Below are 16,569 nucleotides of genomic sequence, written 5' to 3' on the forward strand. Positions count from 1 at the left end.
AGTGACCTTCCCCCCGCGCCGCTCATGACCCTCCCCGTCCAGGTGGTGGTGCCAGGGGTCCCGCCGAGCCGGTGTCCGGTGGTGGTGTCGACGCCGTCGGGCCGATGGCCAGGCCTCCGCCGGTCGAGCCGGTGCCGAACTTCTCCTGCAGGAACCGGCCGTGGGCGATCAGCGCCGCCGCGTCGGCCCGGTTCACCGCGTCGAACACCTTGTCCATCGTCGCGGCCAAGAGGTCCAACTGGTCGATCAGGATCATCAGCGACGTCTTGCCCCGGTCCACCGGCCGCGTGTCCGCCCATTGCCGCGGCAGCCGCAGATACCCACCGATCGCCTCCGGCAGATAATCCGTCGCCGTCGCCATCACGGAGTACGCCTGCGCACTCCCACCGAGGTTGCCGAGCCGCGGGATCGTGTCGCGCACGGTCCGGACCACCCGGCCGACTCGCGATGCGACCACAGCCGGTACGGCGCCGTCCGCGACCAACTGCTCGACGCGGACGAGCGCCGCCAGCAGGTCGTCGTTCGTCGGAGCGCGGGGAGAGGGGGCAGGCTCGGGCTCCTGCTTGCGGCCGGTCAGCCGCGCCAAGAAGTCACCGAGTGTCATGCAGTTCCCTGTCCCCCAGTTGACTCTGCGTCAGCGACCGAGGTCGAGGTCGAGACTGCCGTGGACGACCCGCTGGTCCTGCTGTGCGACCCGCTCCAGGTAGCTGCGGGACTTCGTCACCTCGGTCTCCAGCGTGCCGATGGTGGCGGCCATGTTGTCCAGCGCCTCCACCTTGAACGTGTCGATCGCGTCCATGGTCGCGTAGATGTTCGCGAACGCCGCCTGCAGTTGCGGCAGCCCGATCGTCGCCGACGCGGCCTGCTGCTGGATCGCCACCGAGTTGTCCCGCAGCATCTCCGAGGTCCGCTCGATCATCCCGCTGGTGGTCGTGTTCAGTGCGGTGATCTGGTCCAGCACCAGCTTCTGGTTGCTCAGCGCCTGCGCCACGATGACCGCCGTGCGCAAGGCCGAGACGGTCGTCGTCGACGCGCGGTCGACGCCCTTGATCAGCTCGATGTTGTTCTTGATCACGATGTCGATGGCCAGGTAGTTCTGGATCGACACGGCCAGCTGGGTGAGCAGGTCCTGGTGCTTCTGCCGGACGTAGAACAGCACATCCTCGCGGAACGCCTTCGCCTTGTCCGGGTTCGTCGCCTCCAGTTCGGCGATCGCCGCGGACAACCGGGCGTCCAGGCGCTCGGCGACGTACACGTACTGGTTCAACCGGCCCATCGCGTCCCAGAGCTGCTGCTTCTCCAGGTTCAGCGCGGCGTTGTCCTTGCCGAGCTCGTCCTGGCCGTTGCGCAGCGCGTGCAGGATGCCCTCGAGGTGACTCTGCGCGCTCTGGTACTTGCGGAAGTAGTCCTCGATCTTGTCCCCGAACGGGATCAGCCCGAGCAGCTTCTTCGGGCCGGTGGCTGCCTTCGGGTCCAGGTCCTCGACCGTACGGCGAAGGTCCAGCAGTGTCTGGCCGACAGTCGAACCCTCGGAAAGCCCGCCGCTCTGCAACGCGCGGACCGGCGACTGGAGCAGGCGGTTCGAGCTGTCGGCGGCGGCGCGGATGTCGACGTCGCCCATGCTCCGGACGTCAGTGGCCTTGGCCGCGAACTCCGGCGACCGCGGCTCGGCCGCCATCAACGAGGTGAGGAACGTGTCGACCTTCGCGTCGAGCCCGGGCAGCGCGGCCGCATCCACAGCGGGCGCCAGGCTCGGGGCGGCCGTCGCGGCGACCGGCTGTGACGGCGGCGGAGCGGTCAGTATCAGTCCGGGAGCCGTCGCCGTCGGCGGCTGCAACGGCGCCATCGCCGGCTGCGCAGCGGCCGGCTGAGCGGCCGGTGCGCCTGCTGTGTTGTCTGCTTCGGTCATCGTCGTTCCCCTCCGGTGGCCTCCGCGAGGCGTCCCCTCGCCCGCGCGCTGTCACCTCCGTGACGCGCACACAATCTAGTCGGTTCCGGGTCCCCATGGAGTCCCCGTTGCCTACTCGTTGTTAGCTGCGACGGTAGCTAACGAAGCTGAAGCCGTCGTGGGGGGTGCGGGCGGTTTCGGTCCAGGCGGCGTGGTCGAGGGACGGGAAGGTGACGTCGCCGGTGGGGGACTGGTCGACCTCGGTGAGTTCCAGGCGGTCGGCGTACGGGAGAGCCTGGCGGTAGATCTCGCCGCCGCCGGCTACGTAGAGGTCACCGTCGTACTTGAGGGCCTCTTCGAGGGTGTGGACGACGTCGACGTCGTTGGCGGACCACGCGGGCTGGCGGGTGACGACGACGGTACGGCGGCCGGGCAGCGGTCGGCCGATGGAGTCGTAGGTCTTGCGGCCCATCACCAGCGTGTGGCCGAGCGTGAGCGCCTTGAAGTGCTGCAGGTCCTCGCGGATGCGCCAGGGCAGATCGTTGTCCCGCCCGATCACGCCGTTCCGCCCGACCGCGGCTATCAGGATGACGCTCATACGGCGATGGGCGCCTTGATCCCGGGGTGCGGGTCGTAGCCGATCAGCTGGACGTCTGCGATCTCGTAGGAGTCGATCGAGTCACGCTGCGTCAGTTGGAGTGTCGGCAGCGGCCGGGGCTCGCGGGTGAGCTGCAGGCGGGCCTGGTCCAGGTGGTTCAGGTACAGGTGGGCGTCACCGAGCGTGTGGACGAAGTCGCCGACCTCGAGCCCGGTCTGCTGCGCGACCATATGGGTGAGCAGCGCGTACGACGCGATGTTGAACGGGACTCCGAGGAAGATGTCGGCCGACCGCTGGTACAGCTGGCAGGACAGCCGGCCCTCGGCGACGTAGAACTGGAACATGGTGTGACAGGGCGGCAACGCCATGCTGTCGACGTCTGCGACGTTCCACGCGTTCACGATGTGCCGGCGGGAGTCCGGGTTGTTCTTGATCGACTCGATCACGCCCGCGATCTGGTCCACGTGCCGGCCGTCCGGCGTCGGCCAGGACCGCCACTGGTAGCCGTACACCGGGCCCAGTTCGCCGTCCGCGTCGGCCCACTCGTCCCAGATCGAGATGTTGTTCTCGTGCAGCCACTTGATGTTCGTCGAGCCGCTGAGGAACCAGATCAGCTCCCCGATCACCGATCGCAGATGCAGCTTCTTCGTCGTCACCGCCGGGAACCCGGCCCGGAGGTCGTACCGCGACTGGTGCCCGAACACACTCAGCGTGCCCGTCCCGGTGCGGTCCCCCTTCTCGGCTCCGTGGTCCAGCACATGCCGTAGAAGATCGAGGTACTGCTGCATGCCGCCAACCTACCTCGATCAGCTGGGAGGAGGTTTGAAAGACTCACGGTCGTGGATGAGTACGTGCTGACGCTCGTGGTGCGGGTGGAGAAGAACGCGCGGCCGGCGCAGACGGATGCGCTGGAGACGGCGGCGCGGGCGGTGCTCGCGATCCTGGCCGACGAGCGATCGACCGCCGACGGGACGACGGCCGGCGAGATGACGGGCGAGAGGTCGACGGGTGAGACGTCGACCGGCGAGGGGGAGTGGGCCGGGGCGATGCATGCCTGGCAGGACGATCGGATCCGGAAGATCGTCAAACGCGCTCGCGGCGCCGAGTGGCGCCGCACCGAAGGGATACCCGGGATCACAGTCACCGGAACTGGAGCGGGCACCGAGCCCCCGGTGGATGCCGAGGAGCCGGTGGTTGTGGCGGAGGTTCGCGTGTTTCCGCCGACGCCGATGGACGACGTACCGGCGGAGTTCGCCAACCTGCAGGTGAGCGGGACCGATTTCGCGGACTCCGGCGAACTGCCGCCGCCCGCGCCCGGCGTACCGGTGTTGTGGATCAATCCGGATCTGGAGATGTCGAGCGGAAAGGCGATGGCGCAGTGTGGCCACGCGGCGCAGCTCGCCTGGTGGGAGCTGTCAGCGGAGGCCCGCAAGGACTGGATGGCGAGTGAATTCGCACTGGCAGTGCGGACGGCGAGCCCCGCGCAGTGGCGGCGGCTGTTGACCAGCGGCCTGCCGGTGGTCCAGGACGCGGGCTTCACCGAGGTGGCGCCCGGGTCCCGGACCGTGATCGCGGCTCATCCCTTGCTGACCCGGTAGTGCAGGTGGGTGACCCGGTCACCCACGACGATCTCCGGGTCGTCGAGCAGGATCTGCTCGCCGGCGTAGTCGCCGAAGAACTTCTTGCCGGTGCCGAAGATCACCGGGACGAGGTTGTACGAGAGCTCGTCGATCAGGCCGGCTCGTAGCGCCTGGCCGGTCAGGTTTCCCGCGGCGAGCGAGATGTCCCGATCACCGGCGAGCTCCTTGGCCTTCGCGACGGCCTCCTCGATCCCACTGACGAAGCTGAACGGCGCATCGGGGAACGGCCAGTCGGTAGGCGGCTCGTGGGTGACGACGACGACATGCTGCCCGAACGGCGGGACGCCTTCCCAGCCGTTGGTGATGTCGAACAGGCGCCGCCCGCACAACACCACGCCGACCTTCCTCCAGGCCGTGTTGACGTAGTCCGCACTTGCCGGACTGACGTGGAACGGCCGTCCCGGGTCGGTCCCGTACAGCTCGACCGGCCCGTTGTTGTACCAGTCGAACAGCGGTCCGACACCATCCTCGGTGTCCGCGACGAAGCCGTCCAGCGAGACCACGGCGGCAGCGATGACGTTGCCCATGGCTACTTCTCCTTCACGACGCGATAGGTGAGATGCTGCGCGGCCGGCGTCGAGACGCACTCGACCAGCTCCAGCCCGATCGCCGGCCCGGCCTCGGCCGGGAACAGTCGGGTGCCGTCACCGAGTACGACGGTTGCCACGTGCAACCGCAGGACGTCGGCCAGCCCGGCGGCGAGGACCTCGTGGCAGACCTGCCCGCCGCCCATCACGACCACTTCCTTGCCCCCGGCAACCTCCGCGGCCTGGCGGACCGCGCTCTCCACGCCGTCGGTGACGAAGTGGAAGCGATCGCCGAGCCGGGGATTCGCCGGCGCGGAGTGGGTGACGACATAGACCGGTGGATTCACCTCGCCGGTCGGCTTCGCGCCGTACCCCATCTCGTCGCTCCAGCCGCCCGGGGCGTCGATGATGTCGAACAGGTTCCGGCCCTGGATGACGGCGCCGGTGGCCTCGAAGGCGGCGTCCAGTACGGCGCGATCCGCGTCGTTGCCGTGGAAGACCCAGTCGTGCAGGGCCATGCCGCCGTCGCCGAGGCCGTTGCCGAGACCGACGTTGGGTCCGGTGACGTACCCGTCCAGCGACACGGAGATGTCGACGACGACGTCGCTCATCGGTCAGCCCTCCTTCGCGACGAGCTCGGCGAGGCGGTCCATCGACTCGCGGATGCCGTGCTCCATGCCGTACTCGATCGACTGGTCGCGGCTCTCCACCGAGGAGAACACCGACTGCTGGTGCAGGCGGACGCCGGTCTCGGTCGGTTCGAGGGTCATCTTCTCCAGGCAGACCTCGCCCGGAGCGCCTTCCCACTCGAAGGTCTGGATGATCAGCTTGTCCGGCTCGACGGTGTGGAAGACGCCGCGGAAGGCGTACTCGCCGGAGTCGTCGCGGTGGATGTAGCGGTACGTCCCACCCGGGCGTACGTCGTACTTCTCGATGGTCGCGTCGAGGTCGCGCGGGCCGAGCCATTCGGCGACCAGGTCGGGATCGGTGCAGATCCGGAACAGCTGGGCCGGGGTGGCGTCGAACTCCCGCGTCACCTCCACGAACGGCGTACCGGCGGGGGTGTTGATGATCGTGTCGCTCATTTCTCCTGCTCCTTCACGGTTTTGAGTACTGCGTCCATCCGGCGGAACCGGCGTTCGGTCTCGAGCCGGTACTCGTCGATCCAGCTCGTCAGCGCTTCCAAAGCGGCCGGGACCAGGTGGCACGGGCGGCGTTGCCCGTCCCGGGTCCGGGTGATCAGCCCGGCGGCCTCGAGCACCTGGATGTGCCGCGACACCGCCTGCTTGGTGATCGGGAACGGTTCGGCCAGCTCGTTCACCGTGGCCGGCCCGCGGGACAGTCGCGCGATCATCGCTCGCCGGACCGGATCGCCGAGCGCGGTGAAGGCCCGGTCGAGCTGGTCGTCGTCAACTGCCATGTTTATCAACCATCCCCTTGATCAACCGATAGGTTGACTATAGGGATGGCTGGTGCGCATGGTCAAGGGGCCGTCCGCTAGACCGTTTCGAACGCCGCCATCATGGCCATGTCCTCGTGCTCGAGGTTGTGGCAGTGGATCAGGTACTTGCCTTTGTGCGCGCTGAACCTGACCAGTACGTCGACCACCTCGGCCGGCCGGATGTCCACGGTGTCCTTCCAGCCCGCGTCGTACCCACCGGGCTTGCCGCCGCCACGGCTGAGCACCTGGAACGGTGCGAGGTGGACGTGCACCGGATGATGGACGTCGGTGACGAACGACCAGATCTCGAACTGATCCAGCTTCACCTGGGCCTGCATCACCGCCGGGTCGAACGCCTTCCCGTTGATCGTCCAGCCCTGATGCCCGTTCGCATTGCCGCGATGGAACAGCCACTTCCGCCGGACGACACCGGCCGGCTCGGGAAGCACGGCGTACGACGAGAGTTTGGCCGGGATACTGCTGTCGTCCTTGGCTTTGCGGGCGACCTTGAAGCGCAGGACATTCGCGTTGTTGTCGAGCTTGTTGACGAGCGTGACCTCCTCGCCCGGCTGGTACTGCGAGAAGTCCACGATCACGTCGAAGCGCTCGGCCGGGGCGATCACCAACGTCTTGTGCTCGACCGGTGCGTCCAGCAGTCCGCCATCACTGCCGATCTGGACGAACGTCGCCGGGCCTTTGTCGAACGCGAGTTCGTAGCGGCGGGCGTTGCTCGCATTGAGGAACCGCAGGCGATACCGGACCGCGTCCACCTCGTGCATCGGCCACGGTGCGCCGTTCACCAGGGTGACGTCGGCGACAACCCCTTCCATGTATCGCGTTTCGACGCCGGGACCGTCCTTCGCGGCCGGATACAGGAACGAGCCGTCCTCGGCGAACGCGCGGTCCGCGATGACCAGTGGAATCTCCCGATCGCCTGCGGGCAAGGGCAAACGATCCTGTTCGTCGTCGCGAATGATGTGCAGACCGAACAGACCTCGATAGACCTGTGGCGCGGTGTAGTCCATCGTGTGGTCGTGGTACCAGAGCATCGCGGCGCGCTGCGCGTTCGGGTAGGTGTAGGTCCGGCTGCCCATCTTCATGTCACCACCGGCCATGTGGTGTCCAGAGGGTTCTCCGTCGGCCGGCATCAGCAGATCCAACGGCCAGCCGTCACTCGACGCCGGGGTGTGACCACCGTGCAGGTGTACGACGGTCGACACGTCGAGCTCGTTGACCTGCTCGACGATCGTTGTCCGCCCACTCCGGACATCGAACGTGGGTCCCGGCAGGAGGCCGTCGTACCCCACGACCTCGGTCTTGAGGCCGGGAAGGATCTCCAAGCTGGCCTTGCGTTGTACGACGCGGTAGTAGTCGGCATTCGTGTCGGTGCGGATCGGCTTCTTCACCGGTGGGATCGGGAGTGGCACCTTGAAGGGCTCGGGGAGTGGCGCCTTGCTGCGGAGCAGTTCGCCTGCCTGTGCTGGCTTGGCCTCGCTGCCGCAGTTGGTCAGGGTCAGCGCGGCGCCGGTGCCGCCGGCAACGGCCAGGAACCCGCGGCGGGACATCTTCATCGCTTCGCCTCCCGGCGACTCAGGCGTGCGGTGGGCCGGAAGGACCAGACGGTCATCCAGACGACGGTGATCACGATCGCCGTGCCGAGCGGGATGTGGACGGCGAAGTTCCGCTGGTAGCCGAAGACGAGCTGGACGAACTCGGCGACGAACAGTACGGCGGTGAGGACGGTCGGCCAGACCCGGCCGCCGCCGCCCAGCCAGTAGATCGCCGCGGCGACGAACTGGATCAGCGCGACCAGCCACACCGACGAGCCGATGGGGCCGTGGATGTTCATCGCGTCGACGTTGCCGGACAGGAAATAGCCGGCCAGGATCGGCTGCGCGACGATGAGTGCGGCGTGCAGCACGAGCACGATCCGCAGGGACACCAGGCTCGCGCGCGGCCGGCGTACGGACTTCTCGATCTGTTCGGCGGTGTGCGTCGTCATGCCGGCACCGCCACGCGCTGGCGAGTGGTCCAGACAACGAAGGCGACCGCGCCGCCGACCAGGGCGATGCCGAGCGGGATGTGGATCGCCAGCTGGCGGGTGTAGCCCATCGCGACCTCGAAGCCCTCGCCCAGCGCGATCAGCAGCGTCGCCAGCGGCGCGAGCAGCCGGCCGCCGGACCGCCACCAGATCGTTGCTATGAGCAACTGGAAGAGTCCGGTGAAGGTGAGCGCCAGACCGGTCGGCTCGTGCATCCGCATCGCGGCGCCGGATCCGTTCAGGTAGATCCCCGCGAAGACAGGCTGCAGGCAGATCGCGACGGCATGGACGCAGGCGACCAGTCTGAGGGCGGTGAGCGACATCATGTAGACAGACAATAGTAGTCTGGCTACATGTAGATCAATCAGGTATTCCCCGGATCGTCGTCCGGGGGTTTGTCAGGTGAGGCGGCCGAGCGGGGCGACCTCGATCCCGGCGCGTTCGCAGACCCAGTGCGGATCGGGGCCGAGCTCGGGCTCGATCCGCAGCTCGTGGTCGTTGAGGTCGTCGCACGCCGTGCAGCGCGGCCAGCGGACGCCGGAGTCGACCAGGCGGTCCTGGACGTCCTGCGCGACCAGACCGGCGATGTGCTCCGCGCCGTCCGGCCACTGGTCAAGCCACCACTGCCGGCCGGCCACCGCGTCCTCGAGCAACGACACCATCACCGCGTCGTCGAATCCCCGCGCGGCCAGGTCGTGCAGGACCATGGCTCGGGCGGTCAGCAACACCCCTGGCTCACTCATCGCCCTTCAGAGTGCCAGACCGAACCGACAAAACCCCACGGCACCTCCGACGCTTGCCCCCTCACCCAGAGGGTTGCCCGCTGAGATTCCGAGGGGGCAACCCTCCAGTTCGGGGGTTGTCCCCTCGGTTGCGGGGTTAGCCGGCGGGGGTGGGGCAGGTGGGCGCCGGGTCGATGCGGTCGGCGAGGCGGAGCTCGCGTTCGGCGGCGGAGCGCAGTACGGCGCTGAGCCGGGTGCGGACCGTGAGAGTACGGCGCGGGGCCGGCTCGTGGTGCGGCTGCTGGGGAGCGTTCGGGAGCGCCGACTGCGCGACTGCGCGAGCGTTCTCGACTGCGGTGTTGCCGGCGATGAAGTACGTCATGGTTCTGCTCCCTCCTGAGAGCGTGGTGTGTCGGCCGGCGGCCGGTGTGGCCGTCGGAAGTCGTGCGGTATCGACCCAGGAACCCGGAAGTGGGGCCTAGGTGTGGTGTGGAATTGTCAGCGTCGAGGCGCCGGTCCGCTGCTCGAGCGGACGACGAGCTCGGTCGGCATCAGGAGTTGTCGCTCGGTGGTGACCGGGTCCAGCAGGATCCGGCCGACCGCGCGGCCCTTGTCCTTGATCGGCTGGTGGACCGTGGTCAGTCCGGCCGGTCCCGCGGCCGGGATGTCGTCGAAGCCGGCCACGGTCAGATCCCGGCCTGGAGTCAGGCCGCGGACCTTCATCGCCTCCATCGCGCCGAGTGCCTGGACATCGCTCAGCCCGACGATCGCGGTCGGCCGGTCCTGCGAGTCGAGCACCCACTCCGCGCCGGCGAGCCCGGAGCTGAACGCGTTGTGGCCGCCGGAGACGATCCGCAGCCGCGCGTCCGGCATCGTCTTCTGCAGGCCGCGAATCCGCAGCTCGCAGTCGGTGTAGCCGACCTCGTCCGGCGACAGCTCCACCGGACGGCCCCCGGCCGCCTGGGCGTTGTCGACCAGTACGACGATGTCGCGGTGACCGAGCCGGGCCAGGTGCTCGCCCAGTTGCGCGGCCGCCTCCACCTCGTCGATGGCGACCCAGGACAGGTCCGGGTGGTCGCCGCGGTCGGTGGACACCGCCGCGATGCCACGGTTGGCGAGGATCTCGAGCGCCGGATGACCACCCGGCACACAGAAGATCGCCGCGCCGTCGATGGAGGCCTGCTGGACGGCGGTGCTGCCGCCGGCGATGTCGGTCGAGCTGAGCGGCATCAGCAGCAGGCTGGTGCTGAACTCCTCCGCGACCTCGGCCAGGCCGGCCAGGAAGCCGACCGCGTACGGATCCGAGAAGGCGTAGGACAGCTTGTCGGTGAACAGGACCCCGATCGCACCGGCCTTGCCGCTGCGCAGAGCCCGGGCGGATGCGTCCGGACCGGAGTACCCGAGCTCGTGGGCCGTGCTCAGGATCCGCTCGCGGAGCGCGGCGGACAGCTGGTCGGGCTTGTTGTAGGCGTTGGAGACGGTCGACGGCGACACTCCCACGGCCTTCGCCACGGTTTTCAAGGTGACCCCAGCCATCGTCCGACTCCTCTCTGCATCGTTCTACTAAATCGTTCTAGAAAAACGATACAGAAGACCCAGAGAGAGCGCAACACATATTTCTTGTGCAGCTCGACAGGACGTATCGGAGGTCGCGGGTGTTCCGCCTGAGGGCTTACGCGGGAGGAAGGGCGCCGGCAACCGACACCTCCTGTCGAGCGGTTCACCGGCGCGGGGCGGGCGGTGCGAGATGATGACCCCCATGGGTTCGTTGCTGGAGGTGATTGCGCTGCATCCTGCCGATGCGGAGGCGGCGCAGGAGGGTGGGGCGGACCGGCTGGAGCTGTGTGCGTCGATGGAGGCGGACGGGTTGTCGCCGTCGGTGTCGACGGTCAGTGCGATCCGGCGGTCGACCGACCTGCCGTTGCGGGTGATGCTGCGGCTGTCGGACTCCTTCACGATCAGCGGCGCCGAGCAGAACAGGCTGACCGCGATGGCGCAGTCCTACCTCTCGGCCGGCGCGGACGGCTTCGTCCTGGGATTCCTGACCCCCGACAACCAGGTGGATGTCGAGTCGGTGGCCGCGCTGGTCAGCACCTTCGCCGGTACGCCGTGGACGTTCCACCGTGCGATCGACGCCGTACTGGAGCAGGGGCCGGCGTGGCGAGCACTCCGCTCGCTGGCCGGGCTGGACTGCGTGCTGACCGCCGGGTCGTCGATCGGTGTCGCACATGGGCTGGACGATCTGTGCAAACTGGCCAAGGAGGACGCCGCGATCGCCGGTGTGATGATGGCTGGCGGTGGACTCCAGCCGGAGCACGTGCCGTGGCTGTACCAGAGCGGCGTACGGCGTTTCCATGTCGGCTCGTCGGTCCGTCAGGACGGATCGTGGACCAAGGCGTACGTGAACTCCCGCTTCGTGCGTTCCTGGCGCAACCTGCTCGACGCCCAGGACGCGCGCGAATGATCCTCATCGACCCGCCGGCCTGGCCGGCGTGGAACAGAGTCTGGTCCCACCTCGTCAGCGACGAGTCCTACGAGGAGCTGCACGCCTTCGCGAAGGCAGCCGGCATCCCGGCCCGCGGCTTCGATCGGGACCACTACGACGTACCGAGCGAGCGGTACGACGACCTGGTCGCTGCCGGTGCGGTCCCCGTGTCCAGTCGGGAAGTGGTTCGTCGATTGATTGCTTCCGGGTTGCGTCACCGGAAAAGACAACGGCCCCCAACCGAGTGAGGTTGAGGGCCGTTGGGTCAGTCGAGCAGTTCGGTGACGGTGCCCGCGGCGACGGTGTGGCCGCCTTCGCGGACGGCGAAGCCGAGGCCGACGGTCATGGCGACCGGCTTCTCCAGTTCCACGCCGAGCTCGATGGTGTCGCCCGGCATGACCAGGGTGATCTCACCCAGGTCGATGCCACCGGAGACATCCGTCGTACGGAAGTAGAACTGCGGGCGGTAGTCCGCGGCGAAGGGGGTGTGCCGGCCACCCTCGGCCGTGGACAGCGCGTGCAGGGTCGCCCGGAACTTCCGGTGCGGGTGCACACTGCCCGGCAACGCCACCACCTGGCCGCGACGGACCTCGTCGCGCTTCACGCCACGTAGCAGCACCGCCGCGTTGTCGCCCGCCTCCGCGGACGCCAGCGTCTTGCCGAACGTCTCCATCCCGATCGCCGTACTGGTGACCGTCGGGCCGAGCCCGACCACCTCGACCGCGTCGCCGAGCTTCAGCGAACCGCGCTCGACCGCACCGGTGACCACTGTGCCGCGGCCGCTGATGGTGAGCACGTTCTCGATCGGCATCAGGAACGGCTCGCCCAGCACGCGGTCCGGCACCGGCACGTAGGAGTCGACCGCGTCCAGCAGCTCACCGATCGCGGTGGTCCACTGCGGGTCACCTTCCAGCGCCCGCAGTCCGGAGACGCGGACGACCGGGACGTCGTCGCCCGGGAAGCCGTACTCCGACAGGAGTTCACGGACCTCCAGCTCGACCAGGTCGAGCAGCTCGGGGTCGTCGACGGTGTCCGCCTTGTTCAGCGCGACCACCAGGTACGGCACACCGACCCGGCGCGCGAGCAGCACGTGCTCCCGCGTCTGCGGCATGGCGCCGTCCTGTGCGGAGACGACCAGGATCGCGGCGTCCACCTGGGCGGCGCCGGTGATCATGTTCTTCACGTAGTCGGCGTGCCCGGGCATGTCGACGTGCGCGTAGTGCCGGGTCGCGGTCTCGTACTCGACGTGCGAGATGTTGATCGTGATCCCGCGCGCGACCTCCTCCGGCGCCCGGTCGATACCGTCGAACGCGACGAACCGGTTGACGCCCGGGTCGCGCTCGGCCAGCACCTTGGTGATGGCGGCGGTGAGGGTGGTCTTGCCGTGGTCGACGTGACCCATCGTGCCGATGTTGAGGTGCGGCTTGGTCCGCACGAACTGGCTCTTGGCCATGCTTGTTTTCCCTTTGCTGTCAGAAGATTCAGTGCTGCGAGCCAGGACCCTCCGGGCTTGCCTTCCGCAGCGCTGTCACCGCGCGGAGGGGGCCGGTGAGCGACCACCCTCCTCCGCGGGTCCTGCTCAGCAGGAGGAGGGTCGGATTCGCGCGCCGGTGAAGGTTGCTGAATCGACTGACGCCCACGTGGGAGCGCCCGTCAGGCCGGTGCCTGACAGGTCGGACTCGAAAACCACGCGGGACATGCGGATCACGGTAGGTAGGAACGCTGCCGACGGCAACAGAAATTCCCGCGCCGCGCCGGGGGAGGGAAGGTCAGTTGAGGGCGAAGAGCCTGCTGCCGTCGGAGAAGATCGGGCGGGCGCCGGCGACGGTGACGGCCGGCTTGTTGCAGGTGACCTCTTCGGTCAGGGCGACCGGCTTCGCGGTGGTGCCGGCCAGGATCGGGCGGGGCTGGATGCCGGTGGCGCCGATCATCACCGGCGAGCAGCTTCCGTGCGGCTGCGGCATCAGTGTGACGACCCGCCCGTCCGGCAGCAGTCCGAACCCGTCCCGCGGGTACTCCGGCTGCTGCAGCTTCGGCGGCACCTCCAGCAGGTGATGCCACTGCGGTGTCCCGTCCGCGGGGCTCGACGCGGAGACGTCGTACGTCTGCGGCTGTCCGACGTCGCTGGCGTTCCGGCAGGTGATCAGGACGAGGGAAGCGTGGGTGGCCGCGAGTTGTGCGTCGCACGACGCGGACCCGAGTCGGGGCCGCGGTGTGCCCGGCACCGGGGTCGTCCAGATGATGCGGCCCTCGCTGACGTCGACGGACCACTGGAAAAGCGTTCCACCCGCGGCGCCGGTCCAGATCAGTCCGGAGACCTCCCGGGTGTCAGGTACGGCGACCAGGTCGCCGACCCAGGTGGACGGCTCCAGCTCGGCACTCAGGTCGAACCTGATCCCCAGATCGACCTCCCACCGCTGGTCACCGGTCTCGACGTCCAGACCGCGTACGACGGCACTGTTGCCACCGCACGCGTCGACGACGACCGCCTGGTCGCCGATCAGCTCGCCCTGTGTCACGTTGCAGCGCAGTTGCGTGCGCCAATGCGTCGGACTGCTCACGCCGTGCGCCACGACGTAGTTGCCCTCCGCCACCAGCAACTGGTCTTGGTCGACGGCCAGGGCGGTCCCGTCGGTGTGGACCTCGGTCAGCACCTTGCCGCTCACCGCATCGAGTACGGCGTACGTCGGCAGGTCGATGCCCGCCGGATCGCGGTAGTCCGCGAACGGGAGGTGGGCGGCGATGGTCCGGCCGTCGGCGGAGACCAGGAGGCCCTTGGAGCCACTGGACGCGGCGTCCTGGACGTCGGCCCGCGAGTACCTCCACCGGATCTGGCCGGTGGTCGCGTCGGACATGACCACGCCGTCGGAGCGCAGTTCGGCTACTCCACCCGCCGTACCGGCGATAGCGCCGGTGGCGGGCACTTCGCGGCTCCAGGCGAGCGTTCCGTCGAGCTGCACCGGCATCTGGTTGGGAGCGATGGTGGTCGTCGTACTGACCGTGTTGGCGGTCTCCAGCCGGGCCTGTACGAATGGTTCCCCGGCCGACACCACGATCCAGGCCAGTACCGCCGCGCACACCACAGTGGCGCCGAGGCCCAGCATCCGCGGCGGAGCCTGCGCGTATGGCGGTGCGAGCCGCAGCCGTCTCGCCAGCGACAAGAGCGCCCCGGCCAGCACCAGAGCGACGGACGCGAGCATCAGGTACGGCCAGCGCTCGGACATGGCCGCACCGGGCTGTGCCGCCGGCCAGCGCCACCAGCAGATGCCGACGGCGATCACTCCGACCACTGCGAACACCAGTGCGGGGATGGTCAGCAGTCGCGGCTGGGTTCGGCGGAACCATGCGCAGGCCAGTCCGGCCGACAGCGCCGTACCGGCGATCGGCGTCCAGACTGGGAAGCCGCTGACGTCCTCCGGGCCGGCGGGCCACTTGGCGGCCGCGCCGAGGCCGCGGCCGAGCAGGACCGAGGACGCGATGACCACACCGAGGGCCGCACCGAAGTAGATGACCGGGATCAGCCCGCCGATCGGCCGGGCCGCCTTAGGGCCCAGGGTGCCGACCTCCCGGGCGATGTTGCCGCGGGCTGCTTGCTCCCACTGGTCATGACCTCGAGTGGTCGCGTACAGCCGGGTCCCGGCCAGGCTCTGCAGGAACGTCATCCGGCCTCGGGCGAAGTCCCGGTCGGCGATGTGCCCGTACTCCTGCCGGATGCCGGCGGAGTATTCGTCGTACCGCTGCGGTGTCGCGCTCAGGATGCGCAGGTCGGCGTCGCACAGGACCGCGCCGTTGCGGTCGTCCGGCTCGCAGTCGTGCTTGGCGGTCAGCCTGACGAGCCGGCCGATCTCCTCGACCCGCTCGGCCTCGACGCCGTAGGCCGCCAGCTCGAGCTCGGCCAGCTGGGCCGAGACCTCCTCGTTCTCGCCGGGGTCGGCCTGGGGGTCGTAGATCGCGTCGTGGAACCACGCCGCCAGCCGGACCGTGTCCGCGTCGTCGGCGGCGTCGGCCAGCTCGTCGATGGTCTCCAGAACCTCGGTCAGGTGCCGCTGGTCGTGATAGTGCCGCTGTTGCTCTGCGTAGCGAGCCAGCAGGTCTTCGCCCAACGGCTGCGCGTGCGGCAGCAGGCGATTCCACTGGTCGCGCAAGTCCATGGCTGGGAGTCTCGCACTCCCCGGGAGCCTGTACCGACCGATCCGGGGCTCCCGGATAGGGTCGTGGCCAAAGCGATATCGGCTCGTCACCTAGCCGCTTCGATGGGTGCACCAGGCACCGAGTTCCAACAGTGAAATTGCGGTGCAGGTCACAGTTCCGGCGCGAGGAGAAGTGCATGCGGTTCGGGTTGGTCGGCACCGGTTCCTGGGCTCGGCGGACGCACGGACCGGGGTTGAGCGCCGCCTCCGGCGTGGAACTGGTGGGCGTGTGGGGCCGGCACGCCGACAAAACCGCGGCGCTCGCGGGTGCGCTGGGTGTCACGGCGTACGGCGACTACGCGGAGTTACTGGAGTCAGTGGATGCGGTCGCGTTCGCCGTACCGCCGAAGGTGCAGGCGTCGATGGCGCTGGAGGCCGCCGCTGTCGGCAAGCATCTGCTGCTGGACAAGCCGGTCGCGGACTCGCTCGACGACGCCCGGGCACTGGCCGACGAGGCCGCGGACGAGGGCATCGCGTCGGTGGTGTTCTTCACCAGCCGGTTCCAGCAGCCGCTGCGGTCGTTCTTCGCGGAGATCCAGGCGCGTGGAGGCTGGAAAGGCGGCTGGACCCGCATGCTCGCCGCCCTCGACGAACCGGGCAAGCCGCTCGTCGACTCACCCTGGCGACGCGAGCGGCGTGGTGCCATCTGGGACGTCGGCCCACACGCCCTGGCCAACTTGACCGCGATGCTCGGCCCGATCGTCGAGCTGGCCGCCGTCGGCGGTGCCGGCGGCCTGGTCCACCTCGTCCTCACCCACGAGTCCGGAGCCACCAGCACCGCCAGCATCTCGCTGTCCGCTCCGCCCCTGGGCAGCAACTTCGAGACCGGCGTCTGGGGAGAGACCGGTACGGCGCTCCTGCCGGCCGCCGAGACGTCCGCGATCGAGGCACTGCAACTCGCTGCCGAGGAGCTGGTCGCCGCGGCCGAGTCGGGCGAGTCGCACCCCGTCGACGTCGCCTTCGGCACGCGCATCGTCGAGCTCCTGGCCGCTGCCGAGCTGCAGCTCGCCTGACGGCCGGAGCACCGTACACCTCAA

20 protein-coding genes are annotated in these 16,569 nt (G+C 68.8%); 4 read left to right on the plus strand and 16 right to left on the minus strand.

The genetic code is table 11. The features are described from left to right. Positions 1-22: 22 nt before the first annotated feature. The 4 genes from OG876_RS19360 to OG876_RS19375 form a co-directional block, all read right to left on the minus strand. On the minus strand, positions 23-604 hold the full coding sequence (locus OG876_RS19360) for a hypothetical protein (RefSeq protein ID WP_328526273.1): 582 nt from the start codon (positions 602-604) through the stop codon (positions 23-25). A gap of 30 nt (positions 605-634) precedes the next feature. Beyond that, entirely contained in the window at positions 635-1,909 is a 1,275-nt protein-coding gene (locus OG876_RS19365) for a toxic anion resistance protein (RefSeq protein WP_328526274.1), read from the minus strand. Between the two features lie 121 nt (positions 1,910-2,030). Beyond that, the gene (locus tag OG876_RS19370) at positions 2,031-2,486 is read right to left on the minus strand and encodes a dihydrofolate reductase (RefSeq protein WP_328526275.1); all 456 of its coding nucleotides are present in this window, start codon (positions 2,484-2,486) and stop codon (positions 2,031-2,033) included. Then, positions 2,483-3,274 carry a thymidylate synthase gene (locus tag OG876_RS19375; protein WP_328526276.1) on the minus strand — a complete coding sequence of 264 codons (792 nt, stop codon included), beginning with the start codon at positions 3,272-3,274 and terminating at the stop codon, positions 2,483-2,485. The genes OG876_RS19370 and OG876_RS19375 overlap by 4 nt, the downstream gene beginning before the upstream one ends. Positions 3,275-3,325: 51 nt before the next feature. Here OG876_RS19375 and OG876_RS19380 point away from each other — a divergent pair, with 51 nt between their 5' ends. Next, positions 3,326-4,084 (plus strand): aminoacyl-tRNA hydrolase, encoded by a 759-nt coding sequence (locus tag OG876_RS19380; protein WP_328526277.1) that lies wholly within the window; start codon positions 3,326-3,328, stop codon positions 4,082-4,084. On the opposite strand, the gene OG876_RS19385 is transcribed toward OG876_RS19380, so the two are convergent. From OG876_RS19385 to OG876_RS19430, 10 genes are all read right to left on the minus strand, one after another. Then, a complete protein-coding gene (locus OG876_RS19385) occupies positions 4,063-4,653 on the minus strand; it encodes a dihydrofolate reductase family protein (RefSeq protein WP_328526278.1) in 591 nt (196 codons plus the stop codon). The genes OG876_RS19380 and OG876_RS19385 overlap by 22 nt on opposite strands. Positions 4,654-4,655: 2 nt before the next feature. After that, complete coding sequence (locus tag OG876_RS19390) at positions 4,656-5,264, minus strand: dihydrofolate reductase family protein (RefSeq protein WP_328526279.1); 609 nt, start codon at positions 5,262-5,264, stop codon at positions 4,656-4,658. 3 nt (positions 5,265-5,267) lie between these two features. Next, positions 5,268-5,738: an SRPBCC domain-containing protein gene (locus OG876_RS19395; RefSeq protein ID WP_328526280.1), complete on the minus strand. Its 471-nt coding sequence runs from the start codon at positions 5,736-5,738 to the stop codon at positions 5,268-5,270. Beyond that, a complete protein-coding gene (locus tag OG876_RS19400) occupies positions 5,735-6,073 on the minus strand; it encodes an ArsR/SmtB family transcription factor (protein ID WP_328526281.1) in 339 nt (112 codons plus the stop codon). Before OG876_RS19400 ends, OG876_RS19395 begins: the two co-directional genes overlap by 4 nt. 77 nt (positions 6,074-6,150) lie before the next feature. Then, entirely contained in the window at positions 6,151-7,665 is a 1,515-nt protein-coding gene (locus OG876_RS19405; RefSeq protein ID WP_328526282.1) for a multicopper oxidase domain-containing protein, read from the minus strand. After that, a complete protein-coding gene (locus tag OG876_RS19410; RefSeq protein WP_328526283.1) occupies positions 7,662-8,096 on the minus strand; it encodes a hypothetical protein in 435 nt (144 codons plus the stop codon). Before OG876_RS19410 ends, OG876_RS19405 begins: the two co-directional genes overlap by 4 nt. Next, the gene (locus tag OG876_RS19415) at positions 8,093-8,461 is read right to left on the minus strand and encodes a hypothetical protein (RefSeq protein WP_328526284.1); all 369 of its coding nucleotides are present in this window, start codon (positions 8,459-8,461) and stop codon (positions 8,093-8,095) included. Before OG876_RS19415 ends, OG876_RS19410 begins: the two co-directional genes overlap by 4 nt. A 72-nt stretch (positions 8,462-8,533) precedes the next feature. Further along, entirely contained in the window at positions 8,534-8,878 is a 345-nt protein-coding gene (locus tag OG876_RS19420; RefSeq protein ID WP_328526285.1) for a hypothetical protein, read from the minus strand. Positions 8,879-9,014: 136 nt separating this feature from the next. Next, positions 9,015-9,239 (minus strand): hypothetical protein, encoded by a 225-nt coding sequence (locus OG876_RS19425; protein WP_328526286.1) that lies wholly within the window; start codon positions 9,237-9,239, stop codon positions 9,015-9,017. A gap of 116 nt (positions 9,240-9,355) precedes the next feature. Further along, positions 9,356-10,393: a LacI family DNA-binding transcriptional regulator gene (locus OG876_RS19430; protein WP_328526287.1), complete on the minus strand. Its 1,038-nt coding sequence runs from the start codon at positions 10,391-10,393 to the stop codon at positions 9,356-9,358. 223 nt (positions 10,394-10,616) lie between these two features. Between OG876_RS19430 and OG876_RS19435 the strand changes: the two genes are divergently transcribed. Then, positions 10,617-11,321 (plus strand): copper homeostasis protein CutC, encoded by a 705-nt coding sequence (locus OG876_RS19435; protein ID WP_328526288.1) that lies wholly within the window; start codon positions 10,617-10,619, stop codon positions 11,319-11,321. Continuing rightward, positions 11,318-11,590 (plus strand): DUF4031 domain-containing protein, encoded by a 273-nt coding sequence (locus OG876_RS19440; protein WP_328526289.1) that lies wholly within the window; start codon positions 11,318-11,320, stop codon positions 11,588-11,590. The genes OG876_RS19435 and OG876_RS19440 overlap by 4 nt, the downstream gene beginning before the upstream one ends. Positions 11,591-11,607: 17 nt before the next feature. Here the strand turns inward: OG876_RS19440 and tuf are convergent, their stop codons facing one another. Then, positions 11,608-12,795: an elongation factor Tu gene (gene tuf / locus OG876_RS19445; RefSeq protein ID WP_328526290.1), complete on the minus strand. Its 1,188-nt coding sequence runs from the start codon at positions 12,793-12,795 to the stop codon at positions 11,608-11,610. A gap of 316 nt (positions 12,796-13,111) precedes the next feature. Further along, positions 13,112-15,493, minus strand: coding sequence for a hypothetical protein (locus tag OG876_RS19450; protein ID WP_328526291.1), 2,382 nt, complete (start codon positions 15,491-15,493; stop codon positions 13,112-13,114). 176 nt (positions 15,494-15,669) lie between these two features. Here OG876_RS19450 and OG876_RS19455 point away from each other — a divergent pair, with 176 nt between their 5' ends. Beyond that, positions 15,670-16,545 carry a Gfo/Idh/MocA family protein gene (locus OG876_RS19455; protein ID WP_328526292.1) on the plus strand — a complete coding sequence of 292 codons (876 nt, stop codon included), beginning with the start codon at positions 15,670-15,672 and terminating at the stop codon, positions 16,543-16,545. The last annotated feature ends 24 nt before the right edge of the window (positions 16,546-16,569 follow it).

Origin of the sequence: Kribbella sp. NBC_00359 (genome assembly GCF_036097425.1) — a bacterium.
Lineage (GTDB): Bacteria > Actinomycetota > Actinomycetes > Propionibacteriales > Kribbellaceae > Kribbella.